The organism is Bosea sp. 685 (assembly GCF_031884435.1).
GTDB lineage: Bacteria > Pseudomonadota > Alphaproteobacteria > Rhizobiales > Beijerinckiaceae > Allobosea.
In genome coordinates this window covers 4214429-4236769 of record NZ_CP134779.1, presented here as the reverse complement: position 1 = coordinate 4236769, position 22341 = coordinate 4214429, and the positions used below count along the sequence as shown (strand labels likewise).

Here is a 22341-nt window from a genome sequence, read left to right as displayed (position 1 = left end):
GATGACGTCTCACAATGGAATTGTGATCACTCGGGTCCAGCACCACAATGGCGGCACGCCCTGGCCGCCCGCCTTTGCATCCGGCCGGCTCCGACTGCAAAAAAGGACTGAGCGATGACGCAGATTGGCAAATGGCTCGTCGCAGCCGCCCTGGCACTCACTGCTGCAGCAACACCCGCGCTTGCGGGGGCTGACCGCTTCGTGGTGGACCTCGCAGCCGAGCCTTCGACGCTCGATCCGCAGGTTCAGTGGAATCCCGACAGCTACTATGTCTACCGCAACATCTTCGACAATCTCGTCACGCGCGACGATGCGGGGCAGATCGTTCCTGAGATCGCGGCCGGCTGGCGCAACCTGTCCGACACGGAAATCCTGTTCACGCTGCGTGGCGATGTGACCTTCCATGACGGTTCCAAACTCACCGCCGAGGATGTCGCCTTCAGCATCAAGCGCATCACCGACAAGACCTTTGCCAGTCCCCAGCGCGGGCAATTCGACAAGATCATCGCGGCGGTTCCGCTCTCCGCGACTGAGGTCAAGCTCGTCACCGACGGTCCCTATCCCGCACTGCTCGCCCAGCTCGTGAAGCTCTCGATCGTGCCCAGGAAGGTCGTCGAGCAGGTCGGCAATGACGCCTTCAATCTGAGGCCGGTCGGCAGCGGTCCCTATCGTTTTGAGAGCTGGCAACGCGGCGTCGCCGTCACGGTGAAGCGCAATGACGGCTATTGGGGCACGAAGGGTCCGTTTCCGACCGTGCTTTTCCGGGCGGTGCCGGATGGTGCGACACGCGTCGCCAATCTCCAGGCCGGCAGCTCCGACCTTGCCGTGGGGCTCGACAGCGACCAGCTTGCCCAATTTTCTGAGTCGCAGCGGGCCAAGCCGCTGACGGCGCTGACCGAGCGCCTCGCCTATCTGCGCCTCAACCCGAACCGGCCGCCCTTCGACAATCCAAAGGTTCGCGAAGCCGTGGCGCGGGCCGTCGACAAGCAGGGCATCATCGACGGCATTCTCAGCGGGCAGGAGAAGCCGATCGCCCAGATGCTGACGCCGGCGCATTTCGGCTGGGCCGAGGGCATCACCGGCCCCGCTTACGATCCGGCGCGCGCCAAGGCGCTTGTCGCCGAGGCCGGGGCCGCCGCCAGGGTCTCGATTCCGCTCACCACCGCGCCGTTCTTCGATCAGCGCGTCGTCCAGGCGATCCAGCAGCAATTGCGGGATGTCGGGCTCGACGTGACGATCGAGATGGTGGACACGCCGAGCTTCCTGCAGCGCACCCAGCGCGGCCCGGTCGACTCGCCTGTATTGGCGATCAGCCGTTCCTCCTGCGCCTGCCAGGATGCCGACGGCGCGCTCTATCAGCTGTTCCATTCCGGCAATGGCTGGACGATCACCGAGAACAGCCAAGTCGACGGGTTGCTCGACCGCGCCCGCGCCACGCTCGATCCGGCGGCACGGCTCGCGGATTACCGGACGATTCACGAGACGGTTGCTGCAACGCTGCCGGTCGTACCGCTCTACCAGACCGTCGCGGGCTATGGCGCCGCCAAGCCGCTGCAGTTCACCCCGACGCCGAACGAAAGCCTGTTCCTCAACCGCATGCGCTGGGCGGACTGAGCGAGGTTTCAAGCGCGCGGAGGGGCTTCTCCCCTATGAAGCGGTGCCGTCGGCACAAGCCGGCGCGCCGGACAGTTGAAGGGAGCAGGAGCTCAATCGCCTTGCAAGGCCTTGCGCTGGCCGGGCCGCTGCATAGCTTTCAACAGGCGTATCCAGCCTCCGTTGCTGCGCCCCGCTTGCGCATGGCACCGCGCCCTTTCAGGATGGCATGATGAATTTCGGCCCGGCCTTGCAATCGATCGTGGGAGTTCGCTCCTCGATCCCGGAAGACGCCTTCACGGCTGCCACCTTGGGCACCCGGAGGGAGGGCAGTGGCGTGGTCATTCGGGACAACGGGCTGGTGCTTACCATAGGCTACCTGATTACCGAGGCTGAGGATGTCTGGCTGACGACCCAGACCGGTCGCGTGGTTCCCGCGCATGCGCTTGCCTATGACCAGGAAACCGGCTTCGGCCTGGTGCAGGCGCTTGATCGGCTCGACCTGCCCGCCATGGAGTTCGGCGCCGCAACCCAGGTCGAAATCGGCGACCCCGTCGTCCTTGCTGACGGAATCGGCCAAGTGGTGCAGGCCAGCATCGTGGCCAAGCAGGAATTCGCCGGCTACTGGGAGTATCTGCTGGATGAGGCGATCTTTACCGCCCCGGCGCATCCTGCATGGGGAGGCGCCGCGCTGATCGGAGCGGACGGCAGGCTTCTGGGCATCGGCTCGCTGCACCTGCAAATGGGCCGGGGTGAGGAGATCTCTGAGGTCAATATGATCGTGCCGATCGATCTGCTTCCGCCGATCCTGAACGATCTGCTTGCCCGGGGCGGCGCCGACAAGCCGCCGCGCCCCTGGCTCGGTGCCTTCTCGGCCGAGCGTAACGGCGATGTCGTGGTGATGAGCGTGGCTGAGGGAGGCCCGGCGGCCCAGGCCGGCATGCGCCCTGGCGACATCATCTCGGACGTGCGCGATGGCGAGATCGATGGTCTGGCCGATTTCTACCGGAAGCTATGGGCGAGCGGGCCGGCAGGATCGGAGGTTCCCATCAGGGTTGTCCGTAATGGCCGCGAAACCTGGCTTCGCGTGAAATCCGCCGACCGTGGCAGCTTTCTGAGAAAGCCGCATCTTCAGTGACCCGCAGGAGGGCTCCTCCTCACCCTGTCCTCTCCCTCCAATCTCGCGCTTGAAAGCCGATGAGACAGTTATCACCATTTCGACGGGGCGCGGGGAACCCCTCTCCCGGATGGGAGAGGGGCAGGGGTGAGGGTGTGCCCTCTCAGTAGAAGGCGCTGCGGCTCAGCCTCGCCCCAGCAATCAGCGGCAGGCCCTCATCCCTGCCCTTCTCCCATCCGGGAGAAGGGTTCCCCGCGCTTTTTGCCGCAAGGCGCGACACTCCTCTCAGTGTCAAAAGCCGTTGGCATTCAGACTGCTCATCTCGGACGCGGAGATCCGCATTGTCCCGGCAAAGGCCTCGCCATGTCCAAGCACGGCGAGTTTGCCATGCTGCGCGAGATCGCTGCGATTATGGGCGTCGGGGATATGGCTGACCGGCTCGATGCAGACGAAATCGCGATCCGGCCCGACATAAAGATGCAGGTTTGAAAACGCCTCCTCGCCGCTGACCTTGATCGAGAGGCCCACGCTGGGCCGTTCCAGCGCGACCAACCGCGGCTCCCAACCGGAGTAGTGGGCATCGAAGCCCGCAACATCCGCGAGCGCGAAGCCCCCACCGAGGTCAGGCACGGTTTGCGCCGGCACGAACCGTAAGGGCAGGTATCGGTCGTCCGATTCCGAGCGTTGAGCGGCAGAGAAGCGGAGCCTCGCGCCAGCTTCCAGCGGGAAATAGGGGTGCAGGCCGAGCCCAAAAGGCATCGCCGCGCCGCGATTGGTCACGGCAAGCCGCACCGCCACCCCTCGGGCGTCGATGATGATGTCCTGCACCAGATCATAGGCGAAAACATCACCGCGGTAGCGATGCAACAGGCTGATCGTGCCTTCTCCCTGGAAGATGATTTCAAAGGCTGCGAAGCGCGAGAACCCGTGGATCGCACATCTGTCCTGAGGCCGGTTGATCGGCAGTGCGTAGTCGCGGCCGGCATGGCTGAAGCTGCCGCCATCGATGCGATTGGCGAAGGGCGCCATCGGAAAGCAGCCGACGGGCGACGGTTCGCCCGGGATAAGCGCCGTGTCGTCGCAGCCGCGCAGAATATCGACCAGCCGGCCGTCGGGATGCCGCCAGCTCAGAGCCGTGAGGTTGGCGCCGTAATCCGGATTGACGGCGAGTTCATAGCCATGGGCCGAAAGCGTGATCCGCGACATGTCGCCCCTCAGCCGCGCCGGCTATAGCCGATGCCGCAATGAGAACCGCCCTGGAAGCTGCGGGTGACCGTGTCGCCTTCCTCCGGCGCGACCTGATCGGCAAAATCCTCGGCATTGTCCTGCGCCACGAAACCGATCCGGTGCGCGTCGTCGCCCGTCCACCAGCGGCGCGTATTGGCCGAAATTCCCCATATGACGCCATAGCCGATGTCCGGCGCGGCAAGCGCGGCAAGCACGAGGCGGATGAGATCGGGATAGGACAGCCAGGTCGCGAGGTTCCGCGTTTCCTGCGGCTTGGGCAGGCAGGAGCCGATGCGCAGATGGACGCTCTCGATGCCATGCTTGTCATGGTAGAGCCGGCCCAGCGCCTCGGCATAGACCTTGGAGACGCCATAATGCCCATCCGGCCGGCAAGGATCGGCAATCGTCAGCGGTTGCTGCGTGCGCGGATAGAAGCCGATCGCATGGTTTGAACTGGCGAAGATCACGCGCGCCCGGCGCTCGCGCGCCAGTTCGAAGATATTCAGCGTGCCCGAGATGTTGACCCTCAGGATCGCCTCGGGGTCCGCTTCGGTGTTGATGCCGCCGAAATGCACGATGTCGGTCACGTCGTGCGGGCAAGCGGCAGCAAGAGCTGCCTTGTCGGTGAGGTCGGCGGCCGCAAAGCGCGCTCCGCCAGGCGTCGGATCGGGAAAGGGCAGGAGGTCGCTGAGACGTAAGCGATGACCGGCGGCACTGAGGCCCGGTGCGAGCACGCGTCCCAAGGTGCCGGACGCTCCCGTCAGCAGCACATGGCTGGCCTCAGCCGAGCGATGCGTCGATGCCAAGCCCATCGTCAAAGCCCTTTCATGCGCGCAATCGGCACGCCGGCGACAGGAGCCACCGCGACGAACAGGTCGCCATCGCCCGGGCCGGGCAGGGGGGCGATGCTGAGCATGTCGCGCCGCTCGTCCCAAAGCGGACATTCGCCGACGCGACAACCAAGCGCAGAGAGCGTGCGGAAGGCGATCACAGATCGGCCCGCCTTGTCTTCTCGATGATTGCATCGGGATGTTCGAGCACGTAGGGGCTGAGTTCGAGGCCGAGCCCCGCGCCCGCGAAGGGGTAGACATGCCCGTCCTCGATGCGCGGCATCACCGTGACGAGGTCACGGTACCAGGAGCTGTAATAGGCCCTGACCGATTCCTGGAAGATCGCATTGGGGAGGTTCATCGCGAGATGGATCGAGGCGGCGAAGACGACCGGGCCGGTGCAGTCATGGGGCGCGACCGGGCGCTGGAAGGCTTCGGCCATCGTGCCGATCTTCTTGGCCTCGCTCAAGCCGCCACACCATGACACATCGAGCATGACGTAGTCGGCTGCTCCCTTGCGCAGCAATTCGAGAAACTGCGATCGGGTTGCGACGGTTTCGCTGGCGCAGACCGGCAGGCCGGAACGCTGCGCATAGATGGCGAGCGCGTCCGGGTCCTGCATCTTGATGGGATCCTCGGCCCAGAACGGCCGGAATTCCTGCAGGCCGCGAGCGATCGCCAGCGCCGATGGCAGGTCCCACATCGAATGCAGCTCGACCATCACCTCCATCCTGTCGCCGACGGCGTCGCGGATCTGGCGGAAGGGCAGGAGCGCCTTGTCGAGATCGGCCCGGTGGATGAAGTTGCCGCCGCTTTCGACCGCGTAAGGGTCGAAGGGCCAGATCTTCATCGCCGTGATGCCTTCCTCCAGCAGGCTTTGCGCCAATGCGCCGGCATCGCGATGGAACGCGATCTGGTCCTCATAGGGGCCTTCCGCCCCCTGGTCGCCGGCACCGATGTAACGGCGCGCACCGCTCTTGTTGTAGGTGTACCCGGCGCAGGTGTTGTAGGTGCGGATGCGCTGTCGCGAGAGACCGCCGAGCAACTGGTGGATCGGCTGGTTCGTCGCCTTGCCGAAGAGATCCCAGAGCGCGATGTCGACGGCGGAGGCCGCGCGCATCTCGACGCCCGAGGAGCGGAACCCGACATAGGTCTCGATCAGCAGCTTCGAGATCGCGTCGATTTCCAGCGGATCGCGGCCGATGAGGAGCGGCGCGACGTCGCTATGCAGATAGCGCGCAACCGCATCCGCGCCGCGGAAGGTCTCGCCGAGGCCGATCAGCCCCTCATCGGTATGGATCTGCAGCCAGAGGATATTCTTGAGGTAGGGCAGCTGAATGGTTTCGAGCGCAGTGATTTTCATGGGCCGGTATCCGTGAGAATGCGGGTGATGTCGGCCCGGAGGCAGACCTTGCGACGGTGTCGGGGCGCGTGCCTCTCAAGGCGCCGTTCAGGACGACGCGCAGTGACGGGCATGATGGCACGTGCGGGATGCGATGGCGGAGAGGCGCCCGCCGCGACGGCGGACGCTCCATGGCGAAGCTAGAGATTGCCGTCATGCAAGAGTCGGCCGTTATTTGGAGCCGATTTCTTCATCCCAGCGCCGGAAAGCCTGGACGAGCTGTACGGGCTCGAGTGGCAGTTCCTTGGGATTGTCGGCGATCAGCTTGTCGTATTCCGGCCGGCCATATTCGGCGAGCGTGTCCTGGCTTGCCTTGGGCGCCATCGAGAGCGGCACGTCCTTCACCGCCGGGCCGGGATAGAAATAGCCTTCGTCATAGGCATAGGCCTGCTGATCTTTCTTCAGCATGTGGGAGATCAGGTCGACCAGGATCGGAATGCGCTCCGCCGGGAGACCCTTCGGGATGCTGAGATAATGCGCGTCCACTACCCAGCGGAACCCCTTCAGCGTCTGGATCTTGGCGTCCTTCGGCACGATGCCGAGCGCACGCGGATTGATGTCCCATCCCGTCGTGGTGACCATCATGTCGCGCGTGCCGTCGCCGAACTCCTTCATCACGGCTCCGGTCCCGGTCGGGTAGTACTCGATCTGCTTGTGCAACTCCTTCAGATAGGCCCAGGTCTTGTCCCAGCCTTTGACTGGATCCTTCGGGTCGGTGTCTCCAAGCAGATAGGGCAGCCCCATCAGGAAGGTCCGCCCGGGCCCGGAATTGGCGGGGCGCGCATAGATGAACTTCTTGGGGTTCTGCTTGGCCCAGTCGAGCAGTTCCTCGGCCGTGGTCGGCGGCGTCTTGACGCGCGCCGGCGCATATTCCAGCAGCGGACCGGACGGATAATAGCTGATGACGACGCCGCGCCCCTTGGCCAGGGCCTGCATGCGCCAGGCGGGGTCGAGATAGATCGATTGGAGATCGGGCAGGTTCTTCGCCTGCTCGCCGATGAGATCGTAGTAGATGTCGTCGGCGAGGCCGGCGGAGAGCGCATCGGGGCCGATGATCACAAGATCGATGTCGACGCGGTTTGCGCCCTGCTGGGCCTTGATCTTGCTCGGAAGCTCGGGCGCCGGAGCCTTGGTGAAGGCGATGCGCGAGACGAGATCCGGATTGGCCTTGCGGTAATTGTCGAAGGCCGGCTGCGTGAGGGCAAGGTTGCCGGCAGCGTCGACCACGTTCAGCAGCAGCGGGGATTTCGGCTTTGCCACCTGGGCAGCAGCGGGATGCACAGCGAGCCCGCCGAGCCCGGCCATGCCAAGCGCGCCGCCGATCAGATGCCGTCTGGAAATATCATGCGTCATGTTTCCACCCTTTCTGGAACATTGGAAAACTGGTCCGCGGGCGTTGGCTCGTCCGTCGGGGGCCCATGTTGGGCTTCTCGTTTTTATGGCTATGCAGTCTGCCTTTCCCTCAGTGGCGAATGGCATTTGCGCCCGTGCCGGCTGCGCGCGTCGCGACGGCTGACGCCATCACCCGGCACCGATGAGGCCGAGGTTCCGGCAAGCGTCCTTCCGACGCGGCCCAGGCTCATTGTCTGTCTCCCGGCCGGGCACGCCCGAAAACCGTCTCGATATGGCGTTGCCCGGATCGGACGATGTGATCGCGCATGATCCGTTCGGCGGAATCGGGGTCTCCCATTGCGATCGCGTCGAGAATGGCGCGGTGCTCGGCGAAAGCGCGGCCGCGCTCATCGGCGTCCTGGAGCAGGCCGACGCGCGTCGTATGATCGTAGATCTGCTGCCGGCTCTGGAGGCGCCGCAGATACTCGCAGCCCGAGGCCTCATGGATCTGGCCGTGGAAGAGCTCGTTGAGCTCGATCAGCCTTTCGACATCGCCCCTTCGCGTCGCGGTCTCCATATCGGCGACCTGAGCCCGCAAGAGGTCGATATCGGCAGGCGAGGCGCGTCTGGCCGCCATGCGCGCGATCATGCTTTCAAGCGCGGCGCGGGCGAGCGACATCTCCTCGGCCTGCTGTGGGCCATAGGTCACGAAAACGCCGCGCCTCGGCTCCGTCCGCACCAGGCCCTCAGTCTCGAGCTGCCGCAAGGCCTCCTTCAGCGGCGTGGTGCTGACGCCGAGATCGCGTGCAAGATCGCGCTCGTTCAAGCGCTCCTCGTCGACGAGCCGGCCGGCAATGATCGCCTTGCGCAGATTCTCGTGAACATGGTCGCGCAGATTGACGAGGAAGATCGGCTGGACCGGGGTGACGCGCTCGCCGTGATCCATGCTGGCCTCCGCGATCATCCCGCCGGGTGGTTTCTAATATGAGATATCTGATATTTCAACAGCGGCCCAAGACAAGCCGCGCTGGAGCAGGTCATGAGGCCCGCACCATTGGACACAGCCTGTGACGACACGTTATGCCATCAACGACGGTCTATCTGTGGTTGAGGGTATGTTTTGGAAGCTCTGGCTCTGCTCGGCCTCGTAATCCTTATCCTTGGCTTCCTCATCGCCGTCCCTTGGGCGGCCTTCTCTGCAATCGGGCGAGCCAATGACGCGCTTGCACGTGTTGCAAGGCAGCAGGCTGAACTCGACGAATTGCGATCTGCGATAGCCGCGCTTCGCAGATCTCTTGCGGAACCTGGCCAGCCAGAAGCCGACAGCGGACTCGCAGCCACGCAGTGGTCCGCTCGCGATACGGCTTCGCCCGCGGATGCTGTCGTTCGGGCTGAGGCCATCCTGCAACCGACGCCGGATAGTCCGCCTGAACCCGTAATCGCTCCCCCGCCGCCGCTCGATGCGTTCGAGGCGCCGTCGCCCTCCGTGGAAGAGATCGAGCCGCTTGCCGAAGCGGCCCGCGATGCTGAGCTCGAGCCGGAGTACGCTCCGCAGACCTTCGAAGCACAGGCCGTACCCTCATCACCACCGCCAGTGGCTGCAATCACTGAGGCGCCGTTGCCTGCGCCAGTCGCTCCACGCCGCGATTTCGAAGAGGCGATCGGCTCGCGTTGGGCGGTTTGGGTGGGTGGTATCGCACTCGCCTTTGGCGGGCTCTTCCTCGTTCGATACTCAATCGAGGCCGGTGTCTTCGGCCCAGGCGTGCGCCTGTTGATGGGCGCGGGTTTTTCGCTTCTCGCCGCCGCCGCCAGTGAATATCTGAGGCGGACCGACCAGATCCACGATCTCGGCCCTGTCTCGGCTGCATTCGAACGTCTGGGCAGCGCCAACATCCCCGGCGTTCTCGCCGGCGTCAGCGTGCTCAGCGGGTTCGGCGTCGTCTTTGCGGCGCATGCGATCTATGGCTTCATCGGGCCTGGTTTCGCCTTCGCGTTGATGGGGCTGATCGGCCTGGCCGCGCTTGCCGCATCTCTCGTCCACGGCCCGGTCCTTGGGCTATTTGGCCTCGTCGGCTCCTATGCGACGCCCATGCTGGTCGCCAGCACCGCGCCGAGCTACGCGTCGCTATCCATCTTCATCGCTTTCGTCACGACGACCGCCTTCCTTCTGCATGCGCGGCGGCCGAGCCGGGTGGTCACGCTGGGCGCCGTTGCGGGACACGGCATCTGGACCCTGCTGATCGCACTGGCGGGTCACAATCCGCCATGGGCCTCCTTCTTGCTGATCGTCGGCGCAGTGCTTGCTCTTGTCTTGCTCAAGGAATGGCCCGCGCTCAGGGGCCGATCAGCCCAGGGCGTTTGGACCGTTTTGGGCTTCGACGCGATCAGCCTCATCGCGATCGCCGTCCCGCTGGTTCTGTCCGGGGTCATATGGACAGCCGATGGTGGTCCCGCACCGCTGCACGCTGCCATTCTGATATCGGTGCTGGTGGCCGTGCTCTCGTCTGCGCGGCACCGTGACCTTGCGCCGCTGGCGCCTCTGGCTGCGGCTGCCGCGGCGGGAATGGTCTTGCTCTGGCCGAGCCGGGAGGCCGCCTTCGGCATCTCGCCGCACCTCGTCCTCGATCTCATCAGGCTGAGTTTCACCGGCAATGCCGGTCCGGGAATTGGCTGGACCGCTGCCCTGCTGGCTGTGATCGTCGCAGGACTTCCCTTCTATGCCCTGCTGACGCGCAAGGGCTCCGGTGCAGGCGGATTCATCATCCGCGGCTGCCTTGCCTTCGCCTCCGCGCTTGGACCGATCTGTTTGTTGCTGGCAGCGGCTCTGCGCAGCAACGGCTTTGAGCGCTCGACCGGCTTCGCGGCGCTCGCGCTCTTGCTGTCGCTGGCGCTGTTTGGCGCTTCGGAAGTGCTGCTGCCCGTCGAACGACGCAACACGCGGTCGCGGACCAACCCGCTCGCCTTCATCGGCTCGGCCGCCTATGCCGCCGGCGGCTCGATAGCGCTCGGCATGACTGTTGCCTTTGCGCTGCGCGAGACCTGGCTTGTGGTCGGGCTGGCCATCGCCGCAGCAGGCGTTGCCATCATCGCCAGCCTGCGCCCGATCCCCTTGTTGCGCAGCATGTCGGCCGCTTTGGCGACGGCCGCATTCGCGCGCCTGGTCTGGCAACCGATCGTCACCGATATGGGCTCCTGGCCCATCGTCAACTGGGTCATCCCCGCCTATGCCGGTCCGGCGCTGTGCTTCGCTATTGGCGCTCTGGCGCTGCGCGCAAAGCAGGACCGGCCCCGCAGCGTGCACGAGGCTTTGGCCGTTGCCTTTGGGGCAGCGTTCGTCTTGCTCGAAATCCGGCAGTTCTTCGCCGGGCCGGACCTCGTGCCGAACATCACGCTGATCGCAGACCATTATTTGGGGGAGCCACGAAACAGGCTCTTCGAGGAAGCTGTGATGCATGTCGTGGCGATCGGCCTCATCGGGGCAGGATTGCAACGCCTTGCTCGCCGCCTGGCCGGGCGCATCTTCGGCCCGGCTGCAGACATCGCTGCCGCCGCCCTGATCGTGCTGAGCCTCGCTGGGCTTTGCGGCCTGCTCAATCCGCTCTTCGATGGCACGCAGGTGCTCGGGCCGCCCGTCTTCAACCGGCTCATGCTCTACGTGCTGGCCGGCCTGTCTCTGGGCGTACTGGGTTTCGTGCTCGATCGAGATGAAGCACGCTCGCGCATCGGCGAAAGTCTCACCGCCTGTGCGGCCGTCTTGATTTCTCTCGGGGCCATCCTCATCGTCCGGCACGCCTTTGCGGGCCCGCAAATGGCGCCGCGATCCGTTGAGACCGTCGGCTTCGTCGAGGCGGTCATCGTCACGCTCATGCTGCTCGCCCTGACTGCCGCGGCGCGGATCTGGCACACAGCCGCAAGCAGCCGCGTGACCGAATATGCGATGCGCGCGCTGGCCGTCCTGGCGATCGGATGGGCGACGCTCGCGCTCGGCATCCTGCGCAATCCGATGATCGATCAAAGCGGCGTCTCCGGCCCGATCATCTTCAATCGGATCCTATGGGGATATGGCGCAGCAACCCTTGCCTTCGCCGGCCTTGCCTTCTGGACGCGCTCCGCCCGTCCAGCAATCAGTCAAGCCTTCGCCAAGACCGCAATCGGCGGGGCGGTGCTGTGCGCCTTCCTGCTTCTGAGACATGGCTTCCACGGGCCACTGCTCGTCTCCGAGGTGCCGGTAACGCTGGCCGAAGCTGGTTGGTACGCCTCGCTCGGCTTCATCGCGACCATTGCCGTCATGATCGCCGGTTCGGTCAGGGTGTTCGGTCGCCCCATCGTCGTCCGCGCGGAAAGCGCGGCTCTTGGCTCCAGCATCGCCTTCGGACTTCTCTCGGGACTGCTCGCCAATCCGCTGCTGACAGAGGCGCCATTGGCCGGGCCGATCATCCTCGACAACGCCTTGGTCGGCTATCTCATGCCATCGCTTCTCGCCTTCACCGCGGCGCGCTGGACACGCGAATACGTCGCGGCTCCGCTGGCCAGGCGCATCTTTGGCGCGGCAGCGATCATAGGCGGCCTGATCTACCTGTTGATCGAGGTGCGGCGCTGGTTCGTCGGCCCCGACCTGCTGGTCGATGGCGGCAGCGCAACCGAACTCTACGCTTACTCGGCGGCGCTCCTGCTCTATGGCGTCGCCCTATTGGCGCTCGGCTTCCGGCTGCAATCGAAAGACCTCAGGCTGGCCTCCCTTGCCGTCGTCACTGTCGCGATCTGCAAAGCCTTCCTCGTCGATATGTCGGGTTTGGAAGGCCTCTTGAGGGCGTTGTCCTTCATCGGCCTGGGCGCCTGCCTCGTCGGGATCGGGCTCGCTTATCAGCGCCTGCTGCGGCGCGAATTTGCGCAGCAGGAGAAGGTCACAGGCGACGCCTCCGTCTCACCATAGCCTTGGAGGTTGGCCCGAAATGAAGCCAAAGATTTCAATGGCTTACAATCGCTTTCCGTTCTCCGCGCCGTCATCCTGGACAAGCCGCGTCAGCGGCGCAGATCCGGGATCCATCGTAGAGCGCGGCTCTCTACGATGGATCCCGGGTCGAAGCTTCGCTTCGCCCAGGATGACGGCGCATAGATGATCGAGACAGAGCCATTGAAATAGCTCGGTTCATTTCGGGCCAGGCTTTTGAGAGCTTCGGAGAAGACGAAGCGCGGCATGTCGAAAGGAGCCCGTGCGCGCCGTTCAGAATTGATTGCGCCTCTAGGCAGACGCATGCCCGGCCGGGTCTTCATGCCTTCGCTCGATCGTGGACGGCGGCCATTTCAGCAGCGCGGCGCGGCCGGCCTCCGTGAGCGCGTAGACCCCGCGATCGGCACGTTCGAACCAGCCATAGACATTGCGATGCAGGATCTTCTGGGCGTCCGGGCAGGATGGCTTGAGATCGCGCGGCCGCTGCGGCGTCGCCGTCATCGCCGCGGCGCAGGCAAGCGCCTGTTGCCGATAGGCGGTCATGATCGGCATTTTCGTGCCGCCGCCCGCGACCGGATCGCCCTGGCGCCGTTTGTGCTCCTCCACGAGCTTCGAGCGGCGCCGGGGATCCTTGCGCGGCGTCGGCGCCGCCGGGGAGACCAGGACATCGACACGACCGGAGGAGGCGACACCGAGCAGCCCAAAGCCGAGGCGCCGGCACAGGTTACGGTACCGGGCATCGCTCTCGCGCCCCTTGCCCCTGGCCGACAGGCGGGCGGCGAGCCAGATCTCGTCGCCGACGCTCATCCGGTCGACGCCTTGCAGGACAAGCTCGAGGTTGAAGCTCAGCTTCAGCTCGCCGATCACGACGACAGCCGGGTCACCCTCCTTGAGCCCGACAAGGTCACATCGCCCGATCTCGCCCTTCACGGCATAGCCGAGATTCTCGAGAAAGCGCTTGACCGGCAAATAGAGGGTCGTCTCCAACGCGAAATCTCCGGATGCAACCAAACGCCACTCCCGGAATCGGCTGTCGGGAGATGGGCGGCTGCCGCGACTATGCGGCCGCAGTCGTTTCGGAATGACAAATGGCCCTAAGAGCCCGTTTGGAAACTCCGCGAGCCCTCATCCTGAGGAGCCATTTCCTCGGAAATGGCGTCTCGAAGGATGTTCCAGGAGGTTCCGGAACCATCTGGAGCATCCTTCGAGACGCCGCTTCGCGGCTCCTCAGGATGAGGGCTGGAATGTCCAAACGGGCTCCAAGACCGCCTCGACGCTTGGATCCGTGCAATTGCAAGCACCGGGATTGTCCTAGAGGCTGTACCGATCGAACGCGACCGAACCCCAATCAGGCGCGGGCTGCGTGCCCTGTTTCAAGGACGACCATCGTCGATGTCTCGGCGACGATCGGGATCGACTGCAGTGTGTTGGTCACAAACTCTCGCAGCGCTTCGATGTCCTTGACCCGGACGCTCAGCAGATAATCGACGCTGCCCGTCACCAGGAGCCACTGGGTGATCTCCGGTCGCCCCGAGATCGCCTGCTGGAACTGTTGATGGCCCTCCGGCCCGAATTTGCCGAGCCGAACGGAGACGACGACGCTGATGTTGAGGCCGAGCGCGCCTGGGTTGATCCGGGCTCCATAACCTTCGATCACGCCAGCCTCTTCGAGAGCTTTGATCCGACGACTGCAGGGGCTCGCGGACAGCCCGACCCTTTCAGCAACCTCCAGTGTCGACATGCGCCCATTCGCCTGCAGCGCGGCGACAATCCGCCGATCGATCGCATCCAATTTCATCATCAGCGATCATTCCTCAAATGAGATCCTCGATTGAGTGAAATACACCACGGATCCGGCAAACGACGCCAATTTTTGCACGGACTCGCTGATTTGAACGTGGCATCATTTTTCAACAAGACGCCCGTATTCGCCGGGCGGCCCGCTCGAGGTCGAAGCATGAGCCAGGTCCTATGCCACGCGCCGTCCCGCACCGCGCAGCGCCCTCCCTTCGCTGCATGGCTTCGGACGACCAATGATGTGACGCAACGGTTTCTGGCCGCCGGTGCCAATCCGGAACTGATCAATCTGGCTGGCGGCCTTCCCGCTCCGCAGACCTATCCGGTTCCCGAAATCGCAGCCATCGCGAAACAGGTGATCGAGACGCATCCGGTCGAAACGCTTGGCTACGGGCCGATCGAGGGACTGCCTTCGCTTCGCCGCGCCTTGGCTCAACGCCTCAGCTCGCGCGCGCTGCGCCTCACCCCCGAGAACATCCTCGTCACCACCAGTGGCATGCAGGGGCTCGACCTCGTCGGGAAGGTCCTGCTCGAGGAAGGCGGGATCGTCGCTGGCCAGTTCCCGACCTATCTGGGAGCGCTCGATGCCTGGCGCCCGCGCCGGCCGGCTTTCCGCAACCTCGTTCTCGAGAGCCCGGAATTCGATCCGGTTGCCGCGATGGCGGGTGCCCAGTTCACCTATACGGTGCCCAACTTCTCCAATCCCTCGGGCCGGCTCGTGGACATGGCGCTGCGGGAACGGCTTGTCGATGCCGCTCAGAGCACGGGCGTCTGGCTGGTCGAGGATGATCCCTATGGCGGCCTCCACTATGACCGCAGCCCACTGCCGCGCCTGATAGACCTGTCCGCCGAGAGGCATGGCGGGCCAAACGGACTTGGCGGGCCAAACGGATATGGCGGACCCGTGATCTATACGGGCACGCTGTCCAAGGCGGTCGCGCCAGGCCTGCGCATCGGCTGGGTCGTAGCGGCCCCCGAGATGATCCGCGCTTTGACGACCGCCAAGCAGGGCAGTGACATGTGCACCAGCGGGGTCACACAACACATCGCCCTGGCGGCGCTGGAAAACGGCCTCATCGAGCGCGTGCAGCCCGTCATCGTCGAACTCTATCGCAAACGCCGGGATGCACTTTGCCTGGCGATGAAGGCCCACCTCTCAGCATGGTTCGATTGGGAGGTTCCCGTTGGCGGCATGTTCGTCTGGGCGGTCGCCCGTGACCCTTCGCTCGACACCGAACGTCTCTTCCAGCTCGCCCTGGAGGCGGGAGTCTGCATCGCTCCGAGCAGCGTCTTCGACGCCTCAGGCCGCAATCGCAGCGCCATGCGCCTCAATTTCACGCTCAACCCACCCGAACGCCTCGACGAGGGCGTGAGACGCCTCGCCGAGGCGACCCGCCACCTGTGTGAGGACAAGGCCTGAGCCATGCCCGTCTCCGTGCAAGCACCGCAGATCCCGCAGATCGCACAGTCCGATCTCGATCGCTGGCGGGCCGTTCCCGCGGCGATCATCGCCGATCTCGACAGGCATGACGCGTTGCTCGATCCGCGGATTCGGCCGATCTGTGCCGTCGGTCGCCAGCCAAGATTGTTCGGCCGCGCGGTGACTGCGCTTTGCGAGCCACCCGATTTCGGCGCGGTCCTCTACGCCGTCGATGCCGTCGGGCCGGGCGATGTGCTCGTGATCGCCGCGTCGGGCCACGCCGAAACGGCGATGATCGGGGAAATCCTCGGGGGCCAGCTGCGCCGCAAGGGCGCTTGCGGGATCGTCTGCGACGGTGCGGTGCGCGATGTCGCGACTTTGGCGGGCTGGAGCGATTTCTCGGTGTTCGCCCGTTCGATCACGCCGCGCGGACCCTCATCGGCCGAACGTGGCGTGGTCAATCGCCCCGTCGTGGTCGGGGGCCAGCTCGTCTCGCCGGGCGACCTGCTGATCGGAGACGATGACGGCCTCGTCGTGCTGTCGCCTGCCGCGATCAGGCGTTTGATCGGCGACGCCGAGGCGAAACTGGCCAAGGAGGCCGCCTGGGAAGAAGCGCTGGCGGGCGGAACATCGGTGCAGAGTCTCTTTGGCCTTCCCGAAGCAGCTGCCCCCACGAATATTCAGTCGTAACGCAAGGGGAAAGAGGACCATGTTCGTCGTCAACGATATGCCGCCACAGATCGACAAGGAGCTGGTCGATCTCCTGGAGAAAGCCGAGACGGCGACGATCGGCCATGTGCTGTATCCAGGGTTCGTCGATCGCGCCATCGCAGCCCTGCTGCCGCGCCGACGTGTGGCCGGTACGGCCGTGACGCTGCGACTGCCCCATGCGGATTCGACCCTGCTGCACTATGCAGCCAAGCTCGTGCGCCCCGGCGACGTCGTGCTGGTCGATCGCTGCGGCGACACGAAATACGCCTGCTGGGGTGGCGGCATGACGCTCGCCATGAAGCTCGCCGGCGTCAAGGCCGGCATCATCGACGGCCCGGCGACCGACCTTTCGGAGATCCAGGAGTTCGATCTGCCGATGTGGAGCCGAGGCCTGTCCTCGATCACGACGCGTCTGCTCGGGATCGAAGGCGCCATGAACGTGCCGATCAGCATCGGTGGCCAGGTGGTCAACCCGGGGGACGCGGTTCTGGCCGACGAGCAGGGCGTGCTCGTTTTCGCACCAGCCGTCGCGCGACAGGCCGCCGAGCGTGCCCTGGCGATGCAGGCCGCCGAGGCAGGCATGCATGTGCGGCTGCGCGCCGGCGAGAAGCTGCCGGACATCACGGGCGCGACCGCGATGGTCGAGGCGAAGCTCATCAGAAATCCGGTCTGAGCATGACAAAAGGGGGTTGTGACATGTCGAGAATTGCAAGTGCTGGAATTGCAAGTACTGCCGTCGCGGCGACCATTGCCGCGACCCTCATCGCCGCTCCGGCGGCCGCCCAAACCACCATCACCTTCGCCGGCTATACCGGGCTCTATCAGGACCTCTACACGAAGGCCGTGATCGAGCCCTTCATGACAGCAAACCCCGACATCAAGGTGGTCTACTTCGCGCCCGGCAATTCCGCCGCGATCCTGGGCACCTTGCGGGCGCAGAAGAGCGCGCCGCAGATCGATGTGGCGATGATGGACATCTCGATCGCAAAGGCAGGCTCCGACGAAAACCTGTTCGACCCGATCGATGAAAAGGTCACGGCGCATGTCAAGGACCTCTATCCGCAGGCACTGATGCCGGGCGTCAACCTCGCAGGCATGACGTTCGACAGCCTCGTCCTGGTCTATGACAAGACGATCCTGAAGGAGCCGCCGAAGTCCTGGCGCGCGCTCTGGGCCCCAGCCGTAGACCGCAAGGTCGCACTCCACGGTGCTCCCGACATCCTGGGCATCGCGCTGACCGTCGTGATGGAGAAGATCGCCGGCGGAACGGACTGGAATCACAATCTCGACAAGGGCGTGAAGGAGATGGAAACGCTCGCGCCGCATGTGATGACCTGGGATCCCAAGCCCGATCTCTGGGGAATGGTCATGTCGCAGCAAGCGGCGATCGGGGCCGGCTACAACGCCCGCTCGCAGGTCTTTGCCGATCAGCCCGGCAGCGTGCTCGCCGCCTCGATCCCTGACGAGGGAACCTTGTTCCAGATCAATGCGGTCACGCTGGTGAAGAACGCGCCCCAGCCGGCCGCGGCCAGAAAACTCGTCGACTACATGCTGAGCCCCGTCGCGCAGAAAGCCTTCGCCGAAGCGATGTTCTACGGGCCCACCAACAAGAAGGCAGAGCTCTCGCCAGAGGCCGCCAAGCGGATCCGGCCAGCCGATATGAGCAAGGTGATCGATGTCGACTGGCTGGAGCTTGCCAAGATCCGTGACAAGCTCACGCAGGATTGGCGCCGGCGCGTCATCCCGCTCAGCAAGTGACGGGGCGAGGCGCGACACGATGATTGCGGGCGACCGTACCCTTGCATCCAAGGCAGACGCCTATCTGTCGCTCCAGCATCTGCACAAGCAGTATGCCGGCTTCACGGCCGTCCATGATCTGAACCTGGACGTGCCGCGCGGTGAGTTGGTCGCGCTGCTGGGGCCGTCCGGCTGCGGCAAGACGACCACGTTGCGGATGATCGCCGGCCTCGTGCCGGCGACCGCAGGGCGCGTGATGGTCGGCGGCAGGGATATCTCGGACGAGCCACCCTATAATCGGGACATGGGCGTGGTCTTCCAGAGCTACGCACTCTTTCCGCATATGACGGTCGAGAGGAACATCGCCTTCGGCCTCCAGATGCGCCGTGTCGCCAAAGCCGAGATCGCGCGCCGCGTCGCGGAGGCCATCGACATGGTCCGCCTGCGGGGCATGGAGCAAAGGCGGCCGCGCGAACTCTCCGGCGGCCAGCAGCAGCGCGTCGCGCTGGCGCGCGCGCTCGTGATCCAGCCCAAGACGCTGCTCTTCGACGAACCGCTCTCCAATCTCGACGCGAAGCTGCGCGACCAGATGCGTGCCGAGATCCGGGAGATCCAGCAAAGGCTCGGCATCACCGCCGTCTTCGTCACCCACGATCAGGCGGAGGCGCTCGCCATGTGCGACAAGGTCGCCGTTATGAACGCCGGCAAGGTGGAGCAGATCGGCGCTCCCACCGACCTCTACGAGCGCCCGGCCAACCCTTTCGTCGCCTCCTTTGTCGGCCGCATCAACCGGCTTCCCTGCCTGGCGCGGGGCGATCACGCGATCGTCGGGAGCCACGTGATCCGCCTGCCGGTGACACAGAGCGGCGAGATCGAGGTGATGGTGCGGCCGCATCGGATCGCGTTTGGAGAGCCGGCCGGCGGAGATGGCTTCAACCGGGTATCGGGGCAGGTCAGGCGCGTCGTCTATATCGGCGACGTCGTCCAGTACGATGTCGATGTCGATGGTGCCACCTGGCTGATCGAACATCACACCATCGCTGCCGGCGCACCGCATCTGCCGGGCGCTGCGGTCGATCTTTCATGGCGCGTCGAGGATACCCTCGCCTTCGCCAGGTCTGCGTGAGGGCGGGCGATGGCCGGCGGCAAGAACGACATGAACCGCAATGGCGCCGGCCTCGCAGCAGCGCTCATCACGCCGATCCTGCTCGTCAACGCCATCGTGTTCATCGTTCCGATCGTCAACCTCCTGCGGATCTCGTTCAACGAGGCGCTGCCCGGCGGCGGCATCGGGCCGGCCTTCACCTGGGAGAACTGGGTCCAGCTCGTGGCGGACACCTATTACCTGGAAATCCTTCTGCGATCGATCGGCGTGAGCGTGCTGATCACGGTGCTGACGCTACTCCTGTCCTATCCGATCGCGCTCTATTTGCACCGGGCGAGCGGAGCCTGGCGAACCTTCCTCTTCGTCCTCGTCATCGCGCCGTTGCTGACCTCCGCAGTGGTCAGGACCTATGGCTGGATCGCGATGCTCGCGGATGGTGGATTGATCAATAATGCGCTGGGGTTCTTCGGAGCGCCGGTTCCGTTCAGGCTGCTGTTCAATCTGACGGGCGTCGTCATCGGGCTGACCGAAATCCTGATGCCCTACATGATCCTTGCGCTGCTGGCGGGCTTCGGCCGCCTCGATCCACGATGCGAAGAGGCTGCCCTGACACTCGGCGCCAGGCCCTGGCAGAGTTTCTGGCGCATCGTCGTGCCTTTGACCGCGCCGGGCATCGCGCTCGGCTGCTTCTTCTGTTTCGTCCTCTGCGTCTCGTCCTTCATCACGCCGCGCGTGCTGGGTGGAGGTCGGGTCTTCCTTCTGGCGACGGAGATTTACGACCAGGCCATCGTGACGTTGAACTGGCCGGCGGCTGCGACGCTGTCGATCCTGGTCCTCCTGCTGTTCGGCACCGCACTGACCCTCTATACGCGCGCCCTGCGCTCGCTGGACTGACGATGACGGAAACCCGCACAGGCCTGCCGCTGAAGATCGCTGTCGCGATCCTTTTCGTTTTCCTGCTCGCTCCGGTCCTGGTGATCGTTCCGCTGTCCTTCAGCGGCGAGACGACCTTGCGCTTTCCACCTTCGAGCTGGAGCCTGAGGTGGTATGCGGCGATCTTCGCCAACGGGCGGATGCTGGAAGGCTTCCGCAACAGCCTGATCCTTGCGACGCTGGTGACTGCGGCGACGCTGCTGATCGCCTTGCCGGCCTCCTATGTCATCGTCAGGCTCAAGCCGCGCGGCGTGGAATTCATCTACAATCTGTTCACGGCGCCGCTTCTGCTGCCGACCATCGTGCTCGGCCTGGCGATCTTGATCACCTTCGCCTCTGTCGGCCTGCTTGGGACCTTCACGGGCATCGCGCTCGGACATCTCGTCCTGACCCTGCCTTATGCGTTGCGCATTCTCGTGACGGCGCTGGGCGGCTTGCCGATCGTGGTCGAGGAGGCCGCGGCGACCTTGGGAGCGAGGCCGCTGAGCGTCTTCTGCCGGGTCACCCTGCCACTGATCGCGCCTGGCCTGCTCTCGGCCGGCGCGCTGAGCTTTCTCGTTTCGTTCGACGAGATCGTGATCACGCTGTTCCTGGCCGGGCCGCGGGTTTCGACGCTGCCCGTGGAGATGTTCAGGCATCTCGAGTCGCGCTCCGACCCGCTGATCGCTGCGATCGCGGTCCTGATGATCGTGATGACGCTCGCCGTGGTGACCGTGGTCCATCGGAGCATCGGGCTCTCGAAGGGGTTTTTGAGGTAGCGGAACGATGCCGATCTATTCAGGACCGATTATCGATCCGCATATGCATCTCTGGGATGTGTCGATGGGGCGGCACCCCTGGCTCAAGCCGTCCGGGGGCGCAACCGCGGTAAGTGGCCTCGAAAGCATCCGGCGCAATTTCCTGACGGAAGACTATCGCCAGGCAAGCATGGCCCATGACGTCGTGGCGAGCGTCCATGTCGAAGCCTTGTGGGACCCGGCCGATCCGGGCGGGGAACTTGCCTGGCTCGATACGCTCGACAAACGTTCCGGAGTCGCAGCCCGCTATGTTGGATCGGCGCCGTTCGGGACCAAGGATGCGCTGCCGATCATCGAGCGCGAAAGCGCAAACCCGCGTCTGAACGGTTTCAGGGCGATCATCAGCCACCACCCGACCAATCCAGCGAAGTCCTGGGCCAAGAGCGGAGATGTCGTGCTCGATCCCGCCTGGCGCCGCGATGTCGCGTTGCTCGCCAAGCGCGGGCTGACGCTCGATCTGATGATGTATCCCTATCAGGCCGAGGGTGTCGCTGCTCTCGCCCGCGCCTGTCCCGATCTGCAGATTGTCGTGAATCACAGCGGCAGCCCGATCGATCGCGACGAAGACGGTCTTGCCCGCTGGCGCGAGGCCGTCCGCCGCCTGGCGGACGCGCCCAATATCGCGATCAAGGTCAACATGGTCGGCTATGATCCCAACCCGACCTATGAGGCGGTCAAGGACATGGCGCTCCACTGTATTGCCTGCTTCGGGCCGGGCCGAACATTATTCGCCAGCGACTGGCCAGTCTCGACGCGTTATATTGCCTATGGCGGTATATTCGACCACTTCAAGCGCATGACTGCGGGCTTCTCGCCCGACGAACAGACCGCCTTGTTCCACGGCAATGCGGCCCGTCTCTACCGCGTTCAGCCAGCGCCACGAGCATTTGCTCAGGCCTTGCGCGCTTCCAGCGCCTCGAAGACATAGGCCGCGAGGTAGCCGTAGATCGCGTGGCCGATGAGGCTCATGACCGAGAGGCGCGGCACGTCGTTGAGCAGAAAATGCTGGCCGGCGAGCGGCGCAAAGAAGCCGAGCGCGATGAAATAGGTGATCACGCCCCAGATCCAGCCATCGGCCGGCATGCCGAAGCTCTTCACCCAGCGGGTCAGCCCGTAATAGCCCAGCGGGTAGAACAGGAAGCCGGTGGTGAAATGCAGCAGCTTGGCTGTCGGCGTCGAGATGGTGAGGCCGAATTGATGCGCGAAGAGCGACTTGACCAGCTCCGGCGGCTCCAGCGGATATTCGGCGAACCAGGCGGTCGGCACGGCCGAGAACAGCTCCCAGAAGCCGAGCGCGGCAAAGCCGCCGAGAGCGAGGTTGAGCACGCTGCGCGTCGAAGGCAAGGCAAAGCCCCGGGTCATGGTGACGGTGGTCATGGCATGGGTTCC

19 protein-coding genes are annotated in these 22341 nt (G+C 64.7%); 11 read left to right on the top strand and 8 right to left on the bottom strand.

The features are described from left to right. Positions 1-114: 114 nt before the first annotated feature. Together RMR04_RS20990 and RMR04_RS20985 are read left to right on the top strand one after the other, a co-directional pair. Complete coding sequence (locus tag RMR04_RS20990) at positions 115-1614, top strand: ABC transporter substrate-binding protein (RefSeq protein WP_311910312.1); 1500 nt, start codon at positions 115-117, stop codon at positions 1612-1614. 211 nt (positions 1615-1825) lie between these two features. Next, positions 1826-2731 carry a S1C family serine protease gene (locus RMR04_RS20985; RefSeq protein ID WP_311910311.1) on the top strand — a complete coding sequence of 302 codons (906 nt, stop codon included), beginning with the start codon at positions 1826-1828 and terminating at the stop codon, positions 2729-2731. A gap of 270 nt (positions 2732-3001) precedes the next feature. Here RMR04_RS20985 and RMR04_RS20980 read toward each other — a convergent pair whose 3' ends face one another. From RMR04_RS20980 to RMR04_RS20960, 5 genes are all read right to left on the bottom strand, one after another. Next, positions 3002-3916 (bottom strand): aldose epimerase family protein, encoded by a 915-nt coding sequence (locus RMR04_RS20980; protein WP_311910310.1) that lies wholly within the window; start codon positions 3914-3916, stop codon positions 3002-3004. An 8-nt stretch (positions 3917-3924) separates the two neighbouring features. Next, a complete protein-coding gene (locus RMR04_RS20975; RefSeq protein WP_311910308.1) occupies positions 3925-4749 on the bottom strand; it encodes an NAD-dependent epimerase/dehydratase family protein in 825 nt (274 codons plus the stop codon). Positions 4750-4924: 175 nt separating this feature from the next. Continuing rightward, a complete protein-coding gene (locus RMR04_RS20970; protein WP_311910307.1) occupies positions 4925-6130 on the bottom strand; it encodes a mandelate racemase/muconate lactonizing enzyme family protein in 1206 nt (401 codons plus the stop codon). Between the two features lie 210 nt (positions 6131-6340). Further along, positions 6341-7522 carry an extracellular solute-binding protein gene (locus RMR04_RS20965; RefSeq protein ID WP_410492141.1) on the bottom strand — a complete coding sequence of 394 codons (1182 nt, stop codon included), beginning with the start codon at positions 7520-7522 and terminating at the stop codon, positions 6341-6343. A 226-nt stretch (positions 7523-7748) separates the two neighbouring features. Then, the gene (locus tag RMR04_RS20960; protein ID WP_311910306.1) at positions 7749-8447 is read right to left on the bottom strand and encodes a GntR family transcriptional regulator; all 699 of its coding nucleotides are present in this window, start codon (positions 8445-8447) and stop codon (positions 7749-7751) included. A 672-nt stretch (positions 8448-9119) separates the two neighbouring features. Here RMR04_RS20960 and RMR04_RS20955 point away from each other — a divergent pair. After that, entirely contained in the window at positions 9120-12434 is a 3315-nt protein-coding gene (locus RMR04_RS20955; protein ID WP_311910305.1) for a DUF2339 domain-containing protein, read from the top strand. Positions 12435-12743: 309 nt separating this feature from the next. Here RMR04_RS20955 and RMR04_RS20950 read toward each other — a convergent pair whose 3' ends face one another. Both RMR04_RS20950 and RMR04_RS20945 read right to left on the bottom strand, forming a co-directional pair. Continuing rightward, a complete protein-coding gene (locus RMR04_RS20950) occupies positions 12744-13439 on the bottom strand; it encodes a DUF2161 domain-containing phosphodiesterase (RefSeq protein ID WP_311910304.1) in 696 nt (231 codons plus the stop codon). A gap of 361 nt (positions 13440-13800) precedes the next feature. Beyond that, a complete protein-coding gene (locus RMR04_RS20945; protein WP_311910303.1) occupies positions 13801-14253 on the bottom strand; it encodes an Lrp/AsnC family transcriptional regulator in 453 nt (150 codons plus the stop codon). A 237-nt stretch (positions 14254-14490) separates the two neighbouring features. Here RMR04_RS20945 and RMR04_RS20940 point away from each other — a divergent pair, with 237 nt between their 5' ends. Genes RMR04_RS20940 through RMR04_RS20905 form a run of 8 tightly spaced genes read left to right on the top strand, consistent with a single transcriptional unit; the run spans position 14491 to position 21880 of the window. Beyond that, a complete protein-coding gene (locus RMR04_RS20940) occupies positions 14491-15669 on the top strand; it encodes an aminotransferase-like domain-containing protein (RefSeq protein WP_311910301.1) in 1179 nt (392 codons plus the stop codon). A gap of 3 nt (positions 15670-15672) precedes the next feature. Continuing rightward, the gene (locus tag RMR04_RS20935; protein WP_311910300.1) at positions 15673-16359 is read left to right on the top strand and encodes an RraA family protein; all 687 of its coding nucleotides are present in this window, start codon (positions 15673-15675) and stop codon (positions 16357-16359) included. 19 nt (positions 16360-16378) lie between these two features. Then, positions 16379-17053, top strand: a complete 675-nt coding sequence (locus RMR04_RS20930) for an RraA family protein (RefSeq protein WP_311910299.1) — start codon at positions 16379-16381, stop codon at positions 17051-17053. A gap of 23 nt (positions 17054-17076) precedes the next feature. After that, positions 17077-18138, top strand: coding sequence for an ABC transporter substrate-binding protein (locus RMR04_RS20925; protein ID WP_311910298.1), 1062 nt, complete (start codon positions 17077-17079; stop codon positions 18136-18138). Positions 18139-18157: 19 nt separating this feature from the next. Further along, the gene (locus RMR04_RS20920; RefSeq protein WP_311910297.1) at positions 18158-19243 is read left to right on the top strand and encodes an ABC transporter ATP-binding protein; all 1086 of its coding nucleotides are present in this window, start codon (positions 18158-18160) and stop codon (positions 19241-19243) included. Positions 19244-19252: 9 nt separating this feature from the next. Continuing rightward, the gene (locus tag RMR04_RS20915; RefSeq protein ID WP_311910296.1) at positions 19253-20116 is read left to right on the top strand and encodes an ABC transporter permease; all 864 of its coding nucleotides are present in this window, start codon (positions 19253-19255) and stop codon (positions 20114-20116) included. A 2-nt stretch (positions 20117-20118) separates the two neighbouring features. Then, positions 20119-20913 (top strand): ABC transporter permease, encoded by a 795-nt coding sequence (locus RMR04_RS20910; RefSeq protein ID WP_311910295.1) that lies wholly within the window; start codon positions 20119-20121, stop codon positions 20911-20913. 7 nt (positions 20914-20920) lie between these two features. Then, entirely contained in the window at positions 20921-21880 is a 960-nt protein-coding gene (locus RMR04_RS20905) for an amidohydrolase family protein (protein WP_311910294.1), read from the top strand. Here the strand turns inward: RMR04_RS20905 and RMR04_RS20900 are convergent. Beyond that, positions 21844-22329: a hypothetical protein gene (locus tag RMR04_RS20900; RefSeq protein WP_311910293.1), complete on the bottom strand. Its 486-nt coding sequence runs from the start codon at positions 22327-22329 to the stop codon at positions 21844-21846. The genes RMR04_RS20905 and RMR04_RS20900 overlap by 37 nt on opposite strands. Between the last annotated feature and the right edge of the window lie 12 nt (positions 22330-22341).